Origin of the sequence: Taishania pollutisoli, from assembly GCF_014518315.1 — a bacterium.
GTDB classification, from domain to species: domain Bacteria; phylum Bacteroidota; class Bacteroidia; order Flavobacteriales_D; family Crocinitomicaceae; genus Taishania; species Taishania pollutisoli.
In genome coordinates, this window is the sequence record NZ_JACVEL010000002.1 from 57,916 (window position 1) to 78,064 (window position 20,149).

Genomic DNA, 20,149 nt, shown 5'->3' on the forward strand with positions numbered 1-20,149 from the left:
TCCTTTTCAGATTCACTAATCCACCTTTTATGAAGTCAACGATTCTGTTATCTGTATTTTTGCTGGTATCTCCATTTTTGATCTTTGCTCAGGATACGGAGGCATTGGAAATTCGTCATTATTTTTCTGAGGGAGACACATTACTATTGTCGGGAGGTGGGCACATTCGTTCCACGCCTTCCCGAAACGGTAAATCCATTGATCAGCTGGAAGTAGGGCATACGTTATATATTAATGTCGAAGTTGAATACGGAGGAATCGGAGAATATGTCATTCAGACATTAAAAGCAGGATATTATCCTGTCCGGTACGAAAAGGACGGGCAATGGAAATCCGGTTATGTTTGGGGAGGTTTGATTGCTCAGGCGTATTCCTATGACAAAAACGGAAACTGTTATATTTTTGGCCAACGTTCGTTTAATGCAGATACGGAAGAGCTAACGGTTGCTGTTATTCGTATTGACAGAAAGACCAAAAAAATGCATGAGCAACTGTTCCCGTATATTTTCGGATACCAAACAAGTTATGAAAGTAAAGTGCTTGGCAATATGGGATTGAGCCAATTGGATCACATTTTTCGGGTGGGATTTTTAGGAGAAGCGTGTGGTATTTATACGACATATCATTACTATGGCTGGAACGGTAGCCAGTTCATTGAGTTACCGTCCAAAAAGAGTGTGGGAGATGCAGGTGTGTATTACTATTCTGAGAATATGCTTTTCCCGATTGAACATAAATCAGGGAAAGATTTGATCATCATTGAATCAACTTCTTCAGCAATTGACTATGTTGGTTATGCGGAAATTAAAGATCAATCGTTTGAGGTAGAAGAAATCACAAAAGGAATAAAGGTATACTTGTGGGATGGGAAATCTGCCCGGTTACTTGAGCCGATAGAAGTGGAGTATTGATGTTGTGATGGGGTGACGTTATGACTGTATGATAGTATGATTGGTTGATTGTATGACATTATGATTGAGCTGATAGTAGAATGTTGCTGTTATGTAAAACCCACTATTTCTAGCATGTCACGCTGTTGTTAAGTATATTGGTTATTAGTTTAATACATCGTTTCAAAACATCAATTATCCGAATATTTTTTTTTGGTTATTTTCATTTTATTTGTTAATTTCCTTTCACCAAAACTCTTAAAATGAAAACAAAACTACTCGTAAATCTTGTTGGAGTTATCATCTCAATCGTTTCTATTTCTACGTTTTCAATTACAACGTACGGACAAATCATCAGATGTGCCACCGTTGAAAATGATTCTCTCCTCCGATTAGAAAACCCTGATTTGCAATCCGACCAGGATTTTGAAGCCTGGCTGGCCGAAAAAATCGAAGAACGACGACAATTGGAAGCCACCGGATTAATTATTAACGGGGTATACCAGATTCCGGTAGTGGTGCATGTTGTCCACAACGGAGAAGCTGTCGGTTCCGGTACAAATATTTCGTATGCGACGATCTTATCCCAGATTGATGTCCTTAATGAAGATTTCAGAAGAATAATGGGAACTAATGGGTATAATACGCATCCCGACGGAGCAGATACGCAAATCGAATTCTGTTTGGCGAGAAGAAGACCGGATGGGTCTGCCTTTCCGAATGGTGAACACGGAGTGAACAGAATCAACCGGAATACGGCGGGTTTTTCGACTCCTCCCTATAGCATGAACTATACGAATACAACCATTAAGCCCTATTGTACTGTTATACAAAACTGGAGCCCGTCACGGTATATGAATTTTTGGTCGATCAATCTTGGCGACGGATTACTCGGGTATGCACAATTTCCGACAACTATCCTGGGAGGAATGGGGTGCGGTTCTCAGAGTGCAAACACCGATGGTGTTGTGATGTTGTATTCAAGTATCGGTAAAAGTGCCGTTACGGGCCGTCCGGGACCTTATAACGAAGGGCGGACGGCTACACATGAAATCGGTCACTGGTTGGGATTGCGTCACATCTGGGGAGATAGCCCGAATTGCGCTGTGGATGATTTTTGTCTGGATACACCACCTTCTGATGCGGCCAATTATGGATGTCTGACCAATCATCAGTCGTGCGGATCATTGGACATGGTACAAAACTACATGGATTATTCGGATGATTTGTGCATGAATATTTTCACCAATGATCAGCGGATGCGGATGCGTACTGTTTTGGAAAATAGTCCGATCAGGGCGTCGTTGATTACATCGGATGCTTGTGTTCCTCCGGCAGTAAATGACGCTTCTGTTGTCACTATTATCAACCCCAAAGGTGATCATTGCCCCGGGTCCATTACCCCGACAGTTGTTTTGAGAAACAGGGGCAGCGCGAATCTCACTTCCGCGACGATCAGGTATACCATTGACGGAGGAACGCCGGTGAATTTTAACTGGACCGGAAATATTGCACCTGCCGGCAGTGCGAACGTTACATTACCTGCGTTTACCACCACATTGGGAATTCATACGTTTAATGCAGTTTCGCTGATGCCGAATGGAGTAGCAGACCCGCATACAACATTTGATGCGTCTGAAATCACATTTGCCGTTTCAAACGGATACCAACCGAATTATTCGCAGGATTTCGACGGCGGACAATTTCCTCCGGATGTGCGTTGGACAGTTGTTAACCCGAATAGTGATTGCTATGCCTGGGTAGGAGCAACAGCAGTTTCCAGTGCAGGTGTTACCAACAATGCCTGTGCAGTAATGACTAATTACGGTAACGGAACAAACCAGGATGAATACTTGTATACACCTTATTTTATATTGCCGTGTAATGCAGCTTCTGCACAACTTTCCTTTGATGTAGCTTACAGGAAAAGGGTGACAGGAAGTACGGACCGACTGCGCGTTGAAATTTCTACGAATTGCGGTGCTACCTGGCAATCGACTCCGATTTATGACAAGAGCGGGACAACACTGCAAACAGTAACAACAACACAGGATGCTTACTGGATTCCTACAGCAGCTGGAAACTGGCGTACAGAAACGATTAATCTGGCGTCATTTGTGGGACCGACTTCTTCGTCCGTTCAATTTCGTTTCAGAGCGACAAATGCGGGGAGCGGGGGAAATGTATACGTTGATAATGTGCGGATGACTGCATCCCAACCGGTCGAAATTCGGGTTTCAGCCAATGGAACGGAAGTCCTGGACGGCGGATTTTTCAACTTTGGGACACAAACAACAGGAGCGACTGTTACTCAGACATTCACAGTTCAAAATACAGGAACGTCAGCACTGACACTGACCCCACCGATTACAATTACCGGTGCATCACAGTTCTCTGTGAGCAATTCATTTGGTTCGACAACCATTCCGGCGGGAGGCTCAACGACATTTGTTATATCTTTTACCCCCAATGGGATTGGACCATTCACAGCTGTGTTAAGTTTTACCAATAACGATTGTGACGAAGGAACGTATAATTTTGAATTGGCCGGAGCAGGAGATTCTCCGGGAGTTGTTACAGCGGGATTTTCGACATCTCAAACCACCATCTGTAGCGGAAGTACTGTCACATTTACAGATAATTCAGTTGGTGCAACATCCTGGAACTGGAATTTTGGTGCCGGGGCTACACCTTCTACAGCAACAGGGGCAGGACCGCATACTGTAACGTATACAACTTCCGGGACAAAGACGATTTCTCTGTCGGTTAATGGAGGGGCAGCCTCAACAACAGGGACCGTCCAGGTAAATGCAACACCAACGCCTGCTGTTTCCGTTTCCAATACGTGTGGTTCGTCAACACTGACGGCTACGGGAAGTAATTTAGTATGGTCAACCGGAGCGACAACTCCATCCATTACCGTTTCTTCAGCCGGTACCTATACCGTTACACAAACCGTAGGAGGATGTACAAGTGCGAGTGCTTCTGCAACGGCGAGTCCAACAGCAACACCAGCAGCACCAACGGTTTCTGTTTCGAATACGTGTGGTTCATCTACATTGACGGCTACGGGAAGTAATTTAGTATGGTCAACCGGAGCGACAACTCCATCCATTACCGTTTCTTCAGCCGGTACCTATACCGTTACGCAAACCGTCGGAGGATGTACAAGTGCGAGTGCTTCTGCAACGGCGAGTCCAATAGCAACACCAACAGCGCCAACGGTTTCTGTTTCGAATACGTGTGGTTCATCTACATTGACGGCTACGGGAAGTAATTTAGTATGGTCAACCGGAGCGACAACTCCATCCATTACCGTTTCTTCAGCCGGTACCTATACCGTTACGCAAACCGTCGGAGGATGTACAAGTGCGAGTGCTTCTGCAACGGCGAGTCCAATAGCAACACCAACAGCGCCAACGGTTTCTGTTTCGAATACGTGTGGTTCATCTACATTGACGGCTACGGGAAGTAATTTAGTATGGTCAACCGGAGCAACGACTCCATCCATTACTGTTTCTTCAGCCGGTACGTATACCGTTACGCAAACCGTCGGAGGTTGTACGAGTGCGAGTGCTTCGGTAAGCGCCTCTCCTCTGGATTTACCGGTTGTAACGTTTGGTTCATTATCGAATTTCTGTGTGAATCATTCAGCAGTTTCGTTGACATCAGGAACACCGGCTGGTGGAAATTATTCAGGAAATGGTGTTACGAACGGAGTATTTGACCCTGCTATTGCCGGAGTCGGAACCTGGAATTTAAGCTATTCTTATACGGATGGAAACGGATGTACAAATACTGCTCAAACGTCAGCTATTGTAGAAGCGTGTCTGGGATTGGAGGACAAAGAAACATCCATCTTTGAAATCTACCCGAATCCGACCAACGGATTATTTACGATTGTTTCAACCGATCCGATTTCTGTCGTTCAAGTGATGGACAATACGGGAAGACTGGTGTATGCTAATTCAGCGCCTGATCATTATTCTTCTATCATTAATTTATCGGGATTTGCCGATGGAATATATCAAGTGTTGACAACAACAGATAGTGGAGTCAGAGTGAGTAAAATAGAAATTAGAAAATAAAAAGGAGTAAGCCGTAAGTTGAATAAAATTGGCGGCTTATGGTTTCTTGCTGTAGAAACCTCCTTTTTCTTTGATTGATTGGAACAGCGTTTTTGCTTTGTCCTTTTCCCCGTTTGCCTGATAACTGTTTGCAAGCATCCATTCTGCCTCTTCATCAAAGTTGTTGAATTTTGATTCCATACACAGCTTAAACGCTTCAATTGCCCGGTTGTATTCGGCAAGATTGTAATAACAAATTCCTGAATAAAAAAGTGCATTTACATCATCCGGATAGTGTGAGAGAATGATATTACATCGTGCCAATGCCTTTTTATATGCGCCTTCATCCAATAGAAGTGTTGTTTTACTGATGTAATCATAATACGGAATTTCAATCGAGGAAATCGCTGATTTTTTCAATTGCTCTTCTTTGATTTCTTTATCTGCAGGAACTCCTGAAAGCTGAATTGATTCAACCGTTAATTCAGGTTTCTTCCGGTAATTGCGGTAATCAATCAATTTTAAATTATTCAGGTACATCTCTTTCGCTTTGATTTTTTGCAATGTTTGTGTTTCCGTTGTTACAGCAGGCTTCACAACAGGTAACTCATTTACTTCAATTTGTTCTTTCTCAATTACTACTTCTTTTTTCTCGCTTTCCTTTGCTTTGGTTGCCTGTTTAACGGGTTGTTTAATCACTTTTATTTCATCCAATGTGATCCGTTCATTGTTAGGTACTTCAACCAAATTTGCCACTGAATCGGGTAAGATATAGTCTGTTTTTTCAATACTTACAGCGGCTATCTGAACAGGTTGGTCTTGTTGGCGGGTATAAAAATAAATCCCTGTTACAATCAGCATTATTGTTATCCCGGAATAGATCATCCAGGTTTTGGGCGAAGGAGTATATTTTTTGTCCAGTTGCTTCAGGTCTGAAATACCGGCACCATAAGCTGACCATCCTTCAAGCGCATCAGTATCAAAGTCATTGTTGAGTGCTTTTCCTTCAATGACACGCTTTTCCCGTTCGTCGTGGGTCGAAAGATACGCTTGAATGTCTTCGCGCGTCAGGTGCTCGTTTTGTTTTTTACTTGTTGAACTCATGATGTTGCTCTAACAATAGTTTTAAATTTCGTTTTCCATTCTGAATGGCACTTTTCACTTTTGACAGTGGCAGATTCAAATCGTCACTTACTTGCTGATACGACTTTTCTTCCAGGTAGAACAAGCGGATACAGGCTTGTTGTTCATCTTTCAGAAGTGCGATTTTTTCTTCCAGTAATTCCAGCTGTACTTCTTTTTCAACCAAATCCTCAGTGGGATCTTCATGAATCGCGTACATTTCTGCCGATACATCGCTTTGTGGTTTTTGTTTCCGGAGGAACATCAGGCATTCATTTCTGGAAAGTGTATACAACCAGGATTTGAAATACTGAATGGGGTGTTTTTGAAGTTTATCGAAGAGGTGTTCGAATACGTGTGCAGTCAGGTCTTCCGCTTCGTTCTTGTTTTTAAGGTATTTCAGGGCTAAACCAAATACCAGGTGACCATAGCGCTCGTATAGAATACCAACGTAATGAGAAGCTTGCTCCTGCCGGATCAGTAATACAAGTTCCTCATCGGATAGTTTTCTGTATTTTCGATTCTTAAACACGCCTTTAGCAAAGATTTATACTATACAGATGCAATGGAACGAAAAATTCCACAAAGAATTAAAAAAAATAGACAATGAGGTCAGAGAAGAATTTACCGGAAATGATTGACCACCTCGTCCATTGCCATGGCACCAAACGTATTGTTCACCCAGATCGTCATCGGTTCTTTTTCATTGACCAATACAAAACTCGGATACCTTCCTTGTGCAAGTTTTGTCATTTCGTCCGGATTTTCAGCCAGTCGAAGCGGGAATTCTCCTTTGATAACTTCTTTGTAGAATTCGAGGGTCATACTATCGGTAGATGTAACAACATATTCCACTTCTAACTTGTCGTGTAGCTTTTTAACTTCTTTCAACCGTTCAACAGATTCTTTGCAGTATCCACATCCCGGAAGTGAAATGACAACTAATTTTTTACCTGTTAACTCACTGGTTGCGGGTGAATGTTCAACTGTTCGTGATTCATTGGAAAAATCACCCTGATAGATCGGGTTGACGGCAAAATATGCTCCAAAAGGAACGCCAATCAGCAGAACGGAAATAATTTTTATCGTTTTCGATTTTGTTTTTCTGAATAAATAAATACCAATCAGTAAACCCAAAATGATCATTAAAATGTAGGGGAGGGCTTTACTCCAGGTGTATGAAAGTCCGAGATTTAGAAAGAATGATTCCATGGTATATTATTTAGAACAAATGTATTGTTTTTCAATTATCATGAAGGATAGCAGATAAAAAATTTCTCAACAGGTTTTGTCAACGCTGAGATATTCAGGTTGTCGGATGCGTCTGTCAGATTGATGATTTCCCCGTTTTTCATGAGCAGGTTGATTGTCTGTTTTTCCTGGTTGTATGCATTATTAACCAATCGTGATGAATGCAGGTAATAAACTGTTTCTTCTTCTGAGATTCCTAATTTAGCCGCAATTTCCTGTCGTTTTGTACTCAATTCTGCTTCAGAAAACGGTTCTTTGGAAATTTTTATTTTAAATAATTTTCGGTTGATCAATCGTTTAGATAAATCGGATAGAATTTTGTCATCACAGAATTGCCATACTTTAATTGCCCCCATGATATCGTAATCATCCAACAAAGCAAACGTATCTAACGTAGAGGGATCGGCTTCGAAATCACTGCGGGTAATGTTATTTTTCAGAAAATAAGCAAGAGCAGGGGAGGCAAACAATTCTTTTCCTTCCAATGATACCTGTTTCGCTCTTTTTAAGGTGTTGATCAATAAATGTTCGGCAGAAACGACTGTTTTGTGCAGGTACACCTGCCAATACATCAATCTTCGGGCAGTAATAAACTTCTCGACCGAATAGATTCCTTTTTCTTCCAGCACAAGGTTGCCTTCATGTACGTCCAGCATTTCAATGATCCGGTCACTTCCGATTACACCTTCACTTACCCCGGTGTAAAAACTGTCTCGGTTCAGGTAGTCCATACGATCCATGTCCAGTTGACTGGAAACCAGTTGATACAAAAACGGTTTGTGGTATTGGTTGGTGAAAATTTCCCGTGTCAATCGTAATTTATCGCCAAATTCATGTTCGAGCCGTTGCATAAAAAAACCGGAGATGTCTTCATGGCTTACACCATTGACAATGTCGTGTTCCAATGCGTGACTGAATGGCCCGTGTCCAATGTCATGTAATAGAATTGCAGCTAAAACCGCCTGTTCTTCTTTTTCCGTTATTTCATGTCCTTTTCTCCGGATTACCTGAACAGCTAAATTCATCAGATGCATGGCGCCCAGCACATGGTGAAAACGGGTATGTAAAGCCCCGGGATAGACCAGATGGGACATTCCCAACTGCCGTATTCTTCTCAACCGTTGCATGTACGGGTGTTCAATGAGATCAAAAATGAAATCGTTTGGTATGGAAATAAACCCGTAAACAGGGTCGTTGAAGATCTTTTTCTTGTTCTTATTCTTCACAGTTATGTTGTGCTAATCGTATTGAAACAGACAAAAATAGCGATTTTATCAATGAGGAACACATTTATTGCGACTTCCGGCATACAGGAAAAGATCAATTGTATCGATACCGACGGAATGAAAATGTGAAAAGAGATGTAACAAATGTAAAACGAATGCGTTAAATGCCATAAAATTGATGTACATGATAAAAACCGTTCAACCTCTTTTTTTGCTGATACTGACTACCTTTTATTCGTTCGGACAACTGAAAAAAGTACCGATCGGTCAGCGATCTTCTGAAAATAATGCCCTCACACTGGAATTGACACATCGCAATCAATATTATAAAAGCGTAACAGCCAGCGATAAAGATGTGTATGAACCGGCAATTAATTCTCCAAAATCAGTAACGTTCAGCCAGGATGGTTCGAAGTATTACATCCAGTCATTGGAAGGATGTGAAACCGTTGTTTTTGATGCGAAGACGCACAAAAAAATAAAGGGCATTGCTCATAAATTTAATGCAGGGAATAAGCAACTGTTCAAAAACAATGAATATACACTGTTTGACTATGTGTTTCCCGAAGACCGGTCGAATCCGAATTTCTTTTCAGGAAAACCGGTTGAAGCCTGTTTATCTGCAAATGGCGATTGGTTGTTTGTAACTTATTACCGGAGAAGCTATGACGCAAATGCACAATTGCCTTCTGCACTCTGTGTGATTGATACAGAAAAAGATGAGATTGTACGTGTTATACCAACAGCACCTCTTCCAAAGATGATTGCGGCTTCTTCTGACGGGAAATATGTCGCTGTGACACATTGGGGAGACAATACGGTTGGTGTTTTGGATGTTTCTTCCAATGATCCGTTTCAATTCAATTATGTCAAATTACTGGAGGTAGACAAGCGTGTGACATTAGTATATGATACAACTGAAATCATTGACCGTGATAATAATTGTAGTAATTGCCTGCGGGGAACGACCTTTACTCCTGACAGCAAATACCTGCTAATTGGTCGGATGGGAGGAAACGGTGGCCTGGCGATTTTCAGAATGAGTAATTTTTCAAAGGTCGGGAGTGTGGCCGGATTGAAGCCGAATATCCGTCATATTTTAGTGGATACGGAGTACATTTACATGAGTGTGAATAAAACGGGATATGTCGATAAGGTGAAATGGGGTGATGTGCGTTATCATTTCAATCCTGAAGAAATAAAAACGATCACTGTGAAACCGGATAAAAGCGTGTTTGTAGGAACCGGCGCCCGTACGATTGCAATGGATCCGAAGAGTGAATATACATTTGCGGCGGTGAACAATGAAAGTAAGATCGTTGTGATCCGGAATTCGGATTGGAAGGTTGTAACGGAGATCAATGCAGATTCTTATCCCGTTGGACTGGCGGTTTCTCCTGATGGAAAACAGTTAATTGCCACTGCTCAGGGAAAGGGAAATCAGGGAGGTAATTCGGTGATGGTTTACTCCATTCAAAAGCAATAAAAAAGGGAGAAATCTTCTCCCTTTCGAATTCTTTTTATTTCTTGTTTAGTCTTTTACGCGCTCCCATGTCTGGGTTCTGTAGAACGGTCCCACATAACCTCTGACATTTAATTTGTCCGGAGTATCTTTATCGACCCACATTTTCACCTTGTATGTTTTTCCGTTTTCAGGATCGACAATTGTTCCGCTGTGCCACACTTCACCGTCCCATTTCAGGTTTCTTACGATTTGAAGACCAATGAGCGGCTTGTTTTTTCTGTCGTCTGTACACAATGTACATTTCGGATTTTCTTCCCTTCCTTCACGTGGATACAAATAGGTAATTTTCCCATATAATTGCCCTTCGTATTTGTACAATTCGACAATCGATTTTTTCTTTCCTGATTCATCGTCAATGGTAGTCCACTTGTCTACGCATGTTTGTCCCCAACTCATAACACTGATCAGTGAAAATGAGAATATAAAAAGTAATTTCTTCATACTGTTATTTTTTACATAGCTTCTTAAAGCTACAAATTATTTTGAAATTAACCTTAAAAAATTATGCCAAATAATGAGAGAATGAAGTGTTTTTGATTTTAATTGATGGGAAATCAGTTGAATATATTTTTGATCGCATGAAAATAATCCAGGTATAGTTTTGAAAGCATTTATGTGTGCATAATAAAATCACAATCCTATTGAAAAACCGATTTAGACGTTAATTCAGAATGAAAAAAAAGCTAAATTTGCGCCAATTAATTTTAATTCAATGGCTGATATTCATTCTTATAATTTTTCCGGCAAACGTGCCCTGATTCGGGTGGATTTTAATGTTCCGCTCAATAAAGAAACTTTTGAGGTAACGGACGATACCCGTATTCGCGCTGCTGCACCAACGATTTTACATGTTTTAAAAAATGGAGGAAGCGTAGTGCTGATGTCACATCTGGGGCGTCCGAATGGAGTTGAAGAAAAGTATTCGCTTAAACACATCGTTGGCCAGGTTTCCAACGTAATGGGAGTACCTGTTAAATTTGTTTCGGACTGTATTAATGAAGAAGCACTGGAGGCCAGTACTCACTTAAAGCCGGGAGAGATTTTGCTGTTGGAAAATGTTCGGTTTTACAAACAGGAAACAGCCGGAACGGAAAGTTTTGCGGAGGCCTTGGCGAAACACGGTGATGTGTACATTAATGATGCATTCGGAACAGCTCACAGAGCACATGCTTCCACAACAATTGTCGCGAATTATTTCCCGAATGATAAAATGTTCGGTTACCTGATTGAAGGAGAAATTGAAGCGGTAGATAAAGTGTTGAACAGTACGGAAAAACCACTAACGGCAATTGTAGGAGGAGCGAAAGTTTCATCTAAAATTACAATCATTGAACGTTTATTGGATAAGGTCGATAACCTGATTGTAGGAGGGGGAATGGCATATACGTTTGTGAAGGCACAAGGAGGAAAAGTCGGCAATTCACTTGTGGAAGATGATTATATTGATGTGGCGCTGAAGATCCTGGCGAAAGCAAAAGAGAAAGGAGTTAATCTGTATATTCCTGTCGATACTGTGATTGCGGATAGATTTGATAACGATGCCAACAGACGGGAGGTTAAAATTGATGAAATTCCGGATGGCTGGATGGGATTGGACACAGGAGCTCTTACTTCTGTAGATGTAGCAAAAATCATTACTTCATCCAGGTTGATTTTGTGGAACGGACCAATGGGAGTGTTCGAATTGGAAAATTTCCAAAAAGGTACTGTTGATGTGGCAAACGCGATTGTTGAAGCAACTGAAAATGGTGCTTTTTCACTGATAGGAGGAGGAGATTCCGTTGCTGCGATCAATAAGTTCGGACTGGCAGATAAGGTTTCGTACGTTTCAACAGGAGGAGGAGCAATGCTTGAATACCTGGAGGGGATCGAACTACCGGGAATTAAAGCCATAAAAAATTAAACCTTATTGAACTGTTTTCGAAAGAAGTTTCATAAAAATTGTTGTGAAATGCGTTAATGAAAATGGAATATCTATCTTTGACTGATAATGAAAGTAACCGAACACATCGCTCAAGCAAAAGAGACTTTGTTCTCTTTTGAAATTTTACCACCGCTAAAAGGAAAAAGTATCCAATCGATTTACGATGGAATCGACCCGTTGATGGAATTTAAACCAAAGTATGTCAATGTTACATACCACCGGGAAGAATACATTTATAAGGAACACGACAATGGATTGCTGGAGAAGATTTCTGTTCGGAAACGTCCGGGAACAGTTGGTATTTGTGCCGCGATCATGAATAAATATCACGTAGATGCTGTCCCGCACCTGATTTGCGGAGGATTTTCGAAGGAAGAAACTGAAAATGCATTGATTGATCTGCAGTTTTTGGGAATTGATAATGTGTTGGCTTTGCGCGGGGATTCGATAAAAACGGAGGCGGCATTTCGACCGCATAAAAACGGACATGCGTATGCTGTGGAGTTAATTCACCAGGTAAGAGATATGAATAACGGGGTCTATCTGATGGATGATATTCACCTGGAGTCAACAGACTTTTGTATTGGAGCTGCAGGTTACCCTGAAAAGCATTTTGAAGCGATGAACCTGTCTACGGATTTGGAATACCTGAAACAAAAGGTCGATGCCGGAGCAGAGTATATTGTAACGCAAATGTTTTTTGATAATTCGAAATACTTTCGATTTGTAGAGGCGTGCCGTAGTGTGGGAATTAATGTTCCGATCGTTCCGGGAATCAAACCGATTAAAACCCTGAACCATATTTCTTTTTTACCTAAATTCTTTCACATTGACTATCCGGAAGAACTGTCCAGGGAATTATTGAAATGTAAGACCAATCAGGATGCTGAGAAACTTGGGATTGAATGGGGGATTCACCAATCAAAAGAGTTAAAGGAGAAAGGAGTGCCTTGTATCCATTACTATACAATGTCAAATTCATCGTCCGTAAAGGCGATCGCCAAAGAAATTTTCTAACACATGAAGAATAGTGTAATTGTTTTGTTTGTATTGATGTCATTGAACTCCTTTTCACAGTTGAGTAGTTTGAAACTCAAAAACGTTGTAGTAGTGGGGCAGTTTGATAAAATTGAGGAACGTTTTACCATTGAAAGCACATTGGTCACTTTGTTAAATGAATTTCAGGTAAAAACAACTCCTTCTGTAAATTATGTAAAATCAGGCGAGAGTTCAGCTGTTTTAGCAAGTGATTCATTGCTGAATGTACTCAAGGAAAAGGGCTTTGATACCTATGTTATTGTTTCAGTAAGAGGATATGACAGAAAATACAAAATTTCGGAGATTAAATACCCCTTTGCAGAAAAATTAGATCAGGGGACATTAAGAGAAATTTACCGCAATGCAGCTGTTTCCGTTACATTTGAATTTGCCTTCTACAGAAACGGTGAGATGGTTGCAATCGACCAGATCAAATGTAATAATATTTCCGACAGAGAATCTACGTTGAAACGCTTTGTGAAGAAAGCAGCAAAACGTATTGAATCTAAATGGTTATAATTTAATTTATACGACAATTATCCTATTTTGAAATATGTCTATATCGGAATATAGCGATAAATCGATATTGCTATACTTCCAATTTGAATTCTGAATTTTTATGGAATGTAATATCCGGATAATCCTGTTCAGCCATTTGCAACAAAAATTGAGTTTCAGCTAAAAATACCATATTTCCATCTTTATCTGTTGCAAGGTAATTTGCTTTCGCACGCTTAAATGACTCCAGTTGCTCCTGATTTGTTGTCGTAATCCAGACTGATTTTGTGAAGTTTCTTGGTGTAAAGCGACAATTTGCACCATATTCATTAATTAATCGATACTGGATGACTTCAAATTGTAATTGTCCGACAGTTCCTACAATTTTTCTGTTTCCGGGTTGCATAATAAACATTTGAGCGACTCCCTCGTCTGTCAACTGATGAATCCCTTTGTCCAATTGTTTGGACTTCATCGGATCCAGGTTTTCCAATTCCATGAAAATTTCAGGAGAGAAAGATGGGATACCTTTGAACTGGAGTTTTTCTCCTTCCGTTAATGTGTCTCCAATCTTAAAGTTTCCGGTGTCATATAGCCCGATTACATCTCCCGGAAATGCTTCCTCAATCACAGACTTATCTTGCGCCATGAATGATGTCGGGTTTGCAAATTTCATTTTTTTGTCAGAACGCACGTGTGTATAAAATGTGTTACGTTCAAATTTTCCGGAAACGATGCGCAAAAATGCAATTCGGTCTCTGTGTTTTGGATCCAGATTGGCATGGATTTTAAAGACAAATCCGGAAAACTTCGGATCGTCTGGTTCAATAAATCTCATGTCTGTATCTCTCCCTCTTGGAGATGGGGATATTTGAATAAATGTATCCAGCAATTCTTTTACCCCAAAATTGTTGACGGCTGAACCAAAAAATACAGGAGCCAGTTTACCGGCCAGGTATTTTTCTCTGTCAAAGTCATCATATACGCCGTTTATTATTTCAACTTCTTCCCTCAGCTCTTCTGCAAATGATGTCCCGATCATTTCATCAAGTGTCGGATCTGAAAGGTCTTTTATGGTTACAATATCCTCTGCAATTTTAGTTTTGTTTACCTGGAACAAATTCAGATTTTGTTCATGCAGATTGTAAACACCTTTGAATCTGTCTCCCATTCCAATCGGCCATGTTAACGGACGAACTTTGATATTCAGTTTTTCTTCTAATTCATCTAAAAGTGTAAAAGCATCCTTTCCTTCCCTGTCCATTTTATTGACGTAGATGATCACAGGTGTATTTCGCATACGGCAAACTTCCATCAGTTTTTCTGTTTGTGATTCAACTCCGTTTGCGCTGTCAATAACCAGGATTACGCTGTCTACAGCGGTTAGCGTCCGATAGGTGTCTTCTGCAAAGTCTTTGTGTCCCGGAGTGTCCAGGATATTTACCTGTTTTCCGGAATATTCAAATGCCATAACAGATGTAGCGACGGAAATTCCCCGTTGTTTTTCAATTTCCATGAAGTCAGAGGTTGCGGTTTTTTTTATCTTATTGTTTTTTACCGCTCCGGCAGTTTGTATTGCCCCTCCAAATAATAATAGTTTCTCCGTCAGTGTTGTTTTTCCTGCATCGGGATGGGCAATAATTCCAAATGTTCTTCTCTTTTCTACGGCTTCACTATTCTTCATGTTACGTTATTGTTGTTGAATTCTGAAAAATCAGAGCGCAAAGATAACTGATTCTTCCTCAAAAACGGAATTGAGTAGAATTTTTAGATAAAGAGTAGGATGGATCTAAGATTCAAAACACTGATTCCAGTTGTGTACAGACTTTAGTTTGCTGTAAAAATGGTAGAATGATTCATATCGATCATCATTTTTTAACTCAATTTTTTTGAGTAGGTGCTCTAACATATTCATCAGGTGAGTAAACGCAATTTTATTTACTCTAAATACTTTACAACATTTACTTTCATTGTTGATAACAGCTGTTTTTACAAGTCCGGAATTATGAAGTTGTTTAAGGTGAACAGAAAGTGTGGATTGAGACAGTTTAATTTCTTTTGCAATGTCTTTAATTGTTATGTCCTTGTCTGTCTCATTTGCAATGATCAATAATGCTTTTAGTCTTGCGGGATGAGCAATTGCTTTAAGTAAATCTGCTGTATTGATCAATTCATCGGAATAAAATTCATATTTAGTAGCGCCCATATTTAATTAGTTTTAAAAGGTGGTTAATAAAAATTATATGAATTATGAATATAGTGAATAATAGTGTTTTGTGCAAGTGTTAATTTGGATTTTTTGAAGAATCTCCATATCGTAATATTTCGATATATCAATGTGTTAGAATAATTATAAGATAAAAAACCGGATCAACATGTTGATCCGGTTTTACTATTTTGTAAGATCTAAAACGGTCTTTATGCCTCGCAACTACTACAACTAACTAATTCTGTTACGAGCTCCTTCGAAACGCTTTGACTACGTTGGTAATAAAGGGTTTTAACTCCTAGTTTCCATGCCTCGATCAATAATTTATTGACTTCTTTAATTGGTAATTCTGCAGGAATGTTAATGTTTAAACTTTGCGACTGATCAACAAATTTTTGACGAATAGATGCCTGTTGAATAATTTCCAATTGACTGATCTCTTTAAATGTTTTGAAAACAGCCTTTTCCTGCTCGTTCAATTCTTTCAGGTGTTGAACACTTCCTCCGTTCAGCATGATGCTTCTCCAGATATCTTCATTATCAATTCCTTTTTCTTCAAGCAGTGCTTTCAGATACTTATTTTTTCGCATGAAGTTACCTTTCGCCAACCCCGCTTTGTAATAATTACTGCTGAAAGGTTCAATTCCTGGTGATGTTTGACCTAAAATAGCAGAGGAAGAGGTGGTTGGAGCAATCGCCATGGTGGTTGTATTCCTTTTCCCATATCCTTTCAATAGCTCTGGCTCTCCATAGATTCTTGCAAGTTCTTGGGTTGCTTTTTCTGTTTTTTCATGCAGGTGGCTGAAAATTTCATGCGTCAATTGCTTTGCTTCTAACCCTTCAAAAGGAATCATTCGCTTTTGCAACAGGGAATGCCACCCGAGTACACCTAACCCCAAAGCTCTGTGGCGTTTCGCAAATTTATTCGCCGCTGCCAGGTAGTAATTATCTTCTGTTTTTGCTATGAATTCTTGCAGTACTGCGTCAAGAAAGAAGGTTGCCAGTTTTACCGCTTCCGTGTCTTTCCATTCATCGTACAATTCAAGATTCATTGAGGATAAACAACAGATAAATGACTCATCGTCTGTTGACGGGAGCATAATTTCGGAGCATAAATTACTGGCATTAATCATCAGGTTGTGATCCTTATATACTTGAGGTTTATTTCTGTTAACATTATCCGTAAAGAAGATGTAAGGCAGGCCTTTTTGCTGGCGACTTTCAAGGATTTTGGCCCATAACTCACGTTTTTCCATATCCCCGTCAATCATTTCCTGCATCCAGTAATCAGGAACACATACGCCGAAGAATAAATTTTGAATGGGATTTCCGATGTTTTTGATTTGTATAAATTCTTCACAATCCGGATGATCGATATCCAGATAAGCTGCAAAAGCACCTCTTCGTACACCGCCCTGAGAGATTGTATCCATTGCGGCATCGAACAATTTCATAAAGCTAACTGCACCACTGCTTTTTCCGTTATCTGTTACAGCACTTCCTCTTGATCGCAATCCTCCAAAATACCCGGACGTTCCACCTCCTGTTTTTGTTTGCATAATTACCTCACCCAATTTGTGAGTGATTGCTTCAATACTGTCCGGTACGTGGACATTGAAACAAGAAATCGGCAATCCTCTTTCGGTTCCCATGTTTGCCCAAATCGGAGAACTTAAGCTCATCCATCCGCGTTCAATCATTTCTACAAACGCTTCTTTCAATTCGGGTTTGTAGAGTCTTTTTGCTGCGGCTTCACAAATGCGGTCAATTGCACCTTCTACCGTTTCTCCCTTTAACAGATATCCTCTGTTTAGTATTTGCTCACTTTCGGAGTTTTTCCACCATAATCTTTCCATTGTCCAATATGTTTGCCGGTTTTTTTAAAATAAATCTTCAGCAGTAATGCTTTTATCGTGTTTCGTATAATCAACAGGTCGTTTTGCAAAGAAGTCATCCAGACTGTTGGCAAAAACCTCTTCTTCAAACCAACTCATGGGCTGGTATTCGGAGTTGCTAACATTGAAAATAGCATCAAATCCAATTTGCTTCATGCTTTCATCAACTCTGAATTTCATGAAATTCAACAAATCCTTTTTGTTGATGATGTCCAATTCTCCTTCAATGAAAATCCAATCCAGAATTTTTCGTTCAACTTCGATCGAATCTTCAACGCTTTTCCTGATTTGCGCCATTGTTTCGGCATCAAAAAAGTCAGGGAATTCATCTTTAATCGTGTTTACAATATAGATCCCCGCATTTGCGTGTATTTGTTCATCAACAGAAGTCCATGCAATAATGTTGCTTACATTTTTCATGTATCCTTTGAACCGGGTAAAAGATAAAATGATTGCAAACTGACTGAACAAGGATACATTTTCAATCAGGATGGTAAAGAGAATCAACGACACAACGTATTTTTTTCTGTCGTCAGAGCGGGTGTCCTGTAGTACGCCGGAAAGGTATTCAACGCGTTCGCGGATGACAGGTATGTCCATGAGTTTTTGGAATTCATTGTTGTATCCGAGGACTTCCAGCAGGCGGGAATATGCCTCCGAGTGACGGAATTCACACTCTGCAAATGTACTTCCCAATCCATTGAATTCAGGTTTTGGAAAATGAAGGAAAATATTGCCCCAGAATGTTTTTACTGCTACTTCTATTTGGGCGATTGCTAACAAGCTGTGTTTGATCGCAGTGCGTTCGGCCATTGTTAGATTTGAATGAAAATCTTGTGTGTCAGCTGTAAAATCCACTTCGCTGTGAACCCAGAATGATTTGTTAATTGCCTCTGTAAATTTCAATACTTCCGGATATTCAAAAGGTTTATAATTTACGCGTTTGTCAAAAATGCTCATGATTGTATTTCTTAAATTGTTATTATTCGTCTATTCTTCTTCAGTGCAACCGGGAATGTAGCGCTTTAAGGCCCTTGCAACACCATTTTTCCAGGTGTTGATGTTTCCTTCCAGTTGAAGGCTGTTAATCAATTCAACTACCTTTTCAATGGGCATACCATAGCGCAATGTTCCTGAAAGCAATTTGGCATAATTCCAATACTCGGGATTGAATTTATAGGATAACCCTTCGATTGTAGTTTTATAGCCTCGTGTGTTTTTGTACTGAAAATCATAACGGGAGGTTCCGTCCTGATCCTTTCCTTTAATAATCTTACCGTTATCTACCCATCTGGGGATGGCAATACCATCTTCATCGTCCAGTAATCCGGTAAATATCTCATACGGACGGCCATCGATCAAACCGATAAATGCAATCCATTTTTCCTTATTGTTTTGGAAGCGAACAACATCTGCTTCTAATTCAACCGGTCGATTGGTCGGAAAAGGGATTTGAGAGAAATTTTTATCTGTCTCAACTTGGTCGATTTTGCCTCTTTCTATGGTTTCCATTTCTTGAATGATTGAAAAGTTTGGTTGCTTTATTCTGGTTGACAAATGTAAATTATAAAACAACTATATAAAAATTAATTTTTCAAAAGTTTACAGATTTATATACTTAAATATTTATTTATCATTTATTTATGTTTTTTCTAACATGAAAAAGTTTACAAAAAATGAAATAATGATACTTTTTTGGTATTGTTAAAGTGGACATTTTTAGTTAAGGAGTAATAGTGTTCAAATTCCAAAATAGGGATATCGCAATATGACGATATGGCAATTTCGTGTAAATGACTTCACTCAGGCTGTTAATAACAATTTAAAATCTAAAATTCTCTGCCTAAAAATTACTATTTTTGTAAGCCTGTCTAACAATCAGGAGTGAATACGGTAGCTATGAAATACAATCTTTCAGAAATAACAGAATTAATTCGCAACAGACGAACTATTTTCCCGGAGCAGTACAGCTCGCGAAAAGTACATAAGGAACAAATTGAATTAATTATTAATAATGCATTATGGGCGCCTAATCATGGAAACACACAGCCGTGGCGGTTTCATGTTTTTACAGACGGCGGACTTCAAAAACTAAGTGATTTTTTGGGGAAAACATACCTGGAAGTAACACCGAAAGAAGCCCAAAATGATATGAAACTGGCAAAGATGGTTTCCCGCCCATTGAGATCTTCTGTGGTTATTGCTGTCTCTATGGTACGACAACCGGAGAGTAAAATCATGGAGCTGGAAGAAATTGAGGCGGTTGCATGCGCTGTTCAGAATATGTATCTGACCTGTACGGCTTATGGATTGGGTGGTTTTTGGTCAACGCCGAAACTTATTTACAATCAGGAGATGAACCATTTTCTTGATCTGGGTGAGCAGGATAAGTGCCTGGGATTGTTCTATGTCGGTTATCCGGACATTGAGTGGCCGAAAGCGCATCGAAAACCGTTGGAATACGTAACTAAATGGATTTCTGAAGAATAATCAGCAAGAAGAAA

General features: G+C 39.9%; 16 protein-coding genes and 1 pseudogene. 7 read left to right on the plus strand and 10 right to left on the minus strand.

Translation table 11 applies throughout. From position 1 onward, the window contains the following. Nucleotides 1-29 precede the first annotated feature (29 nt). Both H9Y05_RS03360 and H9Y05_RS03365 read left to right on the plus strand, forming a co-directional pair. Nucleotides 30-911 carry a hypothetical protein gene (locus H9Y05_RS03360; protein ID WP_216713511.1) on the plus strand — a complete coding sequence of 294 codons (882 nt, stop codon included), beginning with the start codon at nucleotides 30-32 and terminating at the stop codon, nucleotides 909-911. Between the two features lie 242 nt (nucleotides 912-1,153). Further along, entirely contained in the window at nucleotides 1,154-4,978 is a 3,825-nt protein-coding gene (locus tag H9Y05_RS03365; protein WP_216713512.1) for a choice-of-anchor D domain-containing protein, read from the plus strand. A gap of 36 nt (nucleotides 4,979-5,014) precedes the next feature. On the opposite strand, the gene H9Y05_RS03370 is transcribed toward H9Y05_RS03365, so the two are convergent. The 4 genes from H9Y05_RS03370 to H9Y05_RS03385 all read right to left on the minus strand — a co-directional run bounded on the left by H9Y05_RS03370 (nucleotide 5,015) and on the right by H9Y05_RS03385 (nucleotide 8,556). Beyond that, nucleotides 5,015-6,061 (minus strand): tetratricopeptide repeat protein, encoded by a 1,047-nt coding sequence (locus H9Y05_RS03370; protein ID WP_163491840.1) that lies wholly within the window; start codon nucleotides 6,059-6,061, stop codon nucleotides 5,015-5,017. Then, entirely contained in the window at nucleotides 6,045-6,611 is a 567-nt protein-coding gene (locus H9Y05_RS03375; protein ID WP_163491839.1) for an RNA polymerase sigma factor, read from the minus strand. Before H9Y05_RS03375 ends, H9Y05_RS03370 begins: the two co-directional genes overlap by 17 nt. 92 nt (nucleotides 6,612-6,703) lie before the next feature. Next, nucleotides 6,704-7,291: a redoxin family protein gene (locus tag H9Y05_RS03380; protein ID WP_163491838.1), complete on the minus strand. Its 588-nt coding sequence runs from the start codon at nucleotides 7,289-7,291 to the stop codon at nucleotides 6,704-6,706. A 38-nt stretch (nucleotides 7,292-7,329) separates the two neighbouring features. Then, complete coding sequence (locus H9Y05_RS03385) at nucleotides 7,330-8,556, minus strand: HD domain-containing protein (RefSeq protein ID WP_216713513.1); 1,227 nt, start codon at nucleotides 8,554-8,556, stop codon at nucleotides 7,330-7,332. Nucleotides 8,557-8,740: 184 nt separating this feature from the next. Here H9Y05_RS03385 and H9Y05_RS03390 point away from each other — a divergent pair, with 184 nt between their 5' ends. Beyond that, nucleotides 8,741-10,042, plus strand: coding sequence for a YncE family protein (locus H9Y05_RS03390; RefSeq protein WP_216713514.1), 1,302 nt, complete (start codon nucleotides 8,741-8,743; stop codon nucleotides 10,040-10,042). Between the two features lie 45 nt (nucleotides 10,043-10,087). Here the strand turns inward: H9Y05_RS03390 and H9Y05_RS03395 are convergent, their stop codons facing one another. After that, the gene (locus H9Y05_RS03395; protein ID WP_163491835.1) at nucleotides 10,088-10,522 is read right to left on the minus strand and encodes a DUF2147 domain-containing protein; all 435 of its coding nucleotides are present in this window, start codon (nucleotides 10,520-10,522) and stop codon (nucleotides 10,088-10,090) included. A 271-nt stretch (nucleotides 10,523-10,793) separates the two neighbouring features. On the opposite strand from H9Y05_RS03395, the gene H9Y05_RS03400 reads away from it, so the two are divergent. The 3 genes from H9Y05_RS03400 (at nucleotide 10,794) to H9Y05_RS03410 (ending at nucleotide 13,562) form a co-directional block, all read left to right on the plus strand. Beyond that, nucleotides 10,794-11,984, plus strand: coding sequence for a phosphoglycerate kinase (locus H9Y05_RS03400; RefSeq protein ID WP_163491834.1), 1,191 nt, complete (start codon nucleotides 10,794-10,796; stop codon nucleotides 11,982-11,984). A gap of 87 nt (nucleotides 11,985-12,071) precedes the next feature. Beyond that, nucleotides 12,072-13,022, plus strand: a complete 951-nt coding sequence (gene metF / locus H9Y05_RS03405) for a methylenetetrahydrofolate reductase [NAD(P)H] (protein ID WP_163491833.1) — start codon at nucleotides 12,072-12,074, stop codon at nucleotides 13,020-13,022. Between the two features lie 3 nt (nucleotides 13,023-13,025). Further along, on the plus strand, nucleotides 13,026-13,562 hold the full coding sequence (locus H9Y05_RS03410; protein ID WP_163491832.1) for a hypothetical protein: 537 nt from the start codon (nucleotides 13,026-13,028) through the stop codon (nucleotides 13,560-13,562). Nucleotides 13,563-13,632: 70 nt separating this feature from the next. Here H9Y05_RS03410 and H9Y05_RS03415 read toward each other — a convergent pair whose 3' ends face one another. From H9Y05_RS03415 to H9Y05_RS03435, 5 genes and pseudogenes are all read right to left on the minus strand, one after another. After that, a complete protein-coding gene (locus tag H9Y05_RS03415; RefSeq protein WP_163491831.1) occupies nucleotides 13,633-15,225 on the minus strand; it encodes a peptide chain release factor 3 in 1,593 nt (530 codons plus the stop codon). 105 nt (nucleotides 15,226-15,330) lie between these two features. Continuing rightward, on the minus strand, nucleotides 15,331-15,747 hold the full coding sequence (locus H9Y05_RS03420; protein ID WP_163491830.1) for an ArsR/SmtB family transcription factor: 417 nt from the start codon (nucleotides 15,745-15,747) through the stop codon (nucleotides 15,331-15,333). A 212-nt stretch (nucleotides 15,748-15,959) separates the two neighbouring features. Further along, nucleotides 15,960-17,606: a ribonucleoside-diphosphate reductase subunit alpha gene (locus tag H9Y05_RS03425; protein ID WP_163491829.1), complete on the minus strand. Its 1,647-nt coding sequence runs from the start codon at nucleotides 17,604-17,606 to the stop codon at nucleotides 15,960-15,962. A gap of 24 nt (nucleotides 17,607-17,630) precedes the next feature. Next, nucleotides 17,631-18,605 (minus strand): ribonucleotide-diphosphate reductase subunit beta, encoded by a 975-nt coding sequence (locus H9Y05_RS03430; RefSeq protein WP_163491828.1) that lies wholly within the window; start codon nucleotides 18,603-18,605, stop codon nucleotides 17,631-17,633. 54 nt (nucleotides 18,606-18,659) lie between these two features. After that, nucleotides 18,660-19,091: pseudogene (locus H9Y05_RS03435) on the minus strand (adenosylcobalamin-dependent ribonucleoside-diphosphate reductase); the annotation flags it as partial. Between the two features lie 453 nt (nucleotides 19,092-19,544). On the opposite strand from H9Y05_RS03435, the gene H9Y05_RS03440 reads away from it, so the two are divergent. Next, nucleotides 19,545-20,135: a nitroreductase family protein gene (locus H9Y05_RS03440; protein ID WP_216713515.1), complete on the plus strand. Its 591-nt coding sequence runs from the start codon at nucleotides 19,545-19,547 to the stop codon at nucleotides 20,133-20,135. The last annotated feature ends 14 nt before the right edge of the window (nucleotides 20,136-20,149 follow it).

Coding starts and splice junctions, on each gene's coding strand:
- H9Y05_RS03360 (WP_216713511.1), top strand. CDS start 30: ATGAAGTCAACGATTCTGTTATCTGTATTTTTGCTGGTATCTCCATTT.
- H9Y05_RS03365 (WP_216713512.1), top strand. CDS start 1,154: ATGAAAACAAAACTACTCGTAAATCTTGTTGGAGTTATCATCTCAATC.
- H9Y05_RS03370 (WP_163491840.1), bottom strand. CDS start 6,061: ATGAGTTCAACAAGTAAAAAACAAAACGAGCACCTGACGCGCGAAGAC.
- H9Y05_RS03380 (WP_163491838.1), bottom strand. CDS start 7,291: ATGGAATCATTCTTTCTAAATCTCGGACTTTCATACACCTGGAGTAAA.
- H9Y05_RS03390 (WP_216713514.1), top strand. CDS start 8,741: ATGATAAAAACCGTTCAACCTCTTTTTTTGCTGATACTGACTACCTTT.
- H9Y05_RS03395 (WP_163491835.1), bottom strand. CDS start 10,522: ATGAAGAAATTACTTTTTATATTCTCATTTTCACTGATCAGTGTTATG.
- H9Y05_RS03400 (WP_163491834.1), top strand. CDS start 10,794: ATGGCTGATATTCATTCTTATAATTTTTCCGGCAAACGTGCCCTGATT.
- metF (WP_163491833.1), top strand. CDS start 12,072: ATGAAAGTAACCGAACACATCGCTCAAGCAAAAGAGACTTTGTTCTCT.
- H9Y05_RS03410 (WP_163491832.1), top strand. CDS start 13,026: ATGAAGAATAGTGTAATTGTTTTGTTTGTATTGATGTCATTGAACTCC.
- H9Y05_RS03415 (WP_163491831.1), bottom strand. CDS start 15,225: ATGAAGAATAGTGAAGCCGTAGAAAAGAGAAGAACATTTGGAATTATT.
- H9Y05_RS03420 (WP_163491830.1), bottom strand. CDS start 15,747: ATGGGCGCTACTAAATATGAATTTTATTCCGATGAATTGATCAATACA.
- H9Y05_RS03425 (WP_163491829.1), bottom strand. CDS start 17,606: ATGGAAAGATTATGGTGGAAAAACTCCGAAAGTGAGCAAATACTAAAC.
- H9Y05_RS03430 (WP_163491828.1), bottom strand. CDS start 18,605: ATGAGCATTTTTGACAAACGCGTAAATTATAAACCTTTTGAATATCCG.
- H9Y05_RS03440 (WP_216713515.1), top strand. CDS start 19,545: ATGAAATACAATCTTTCAGAAATAACAGAATTAATTCGCAACAGACGA.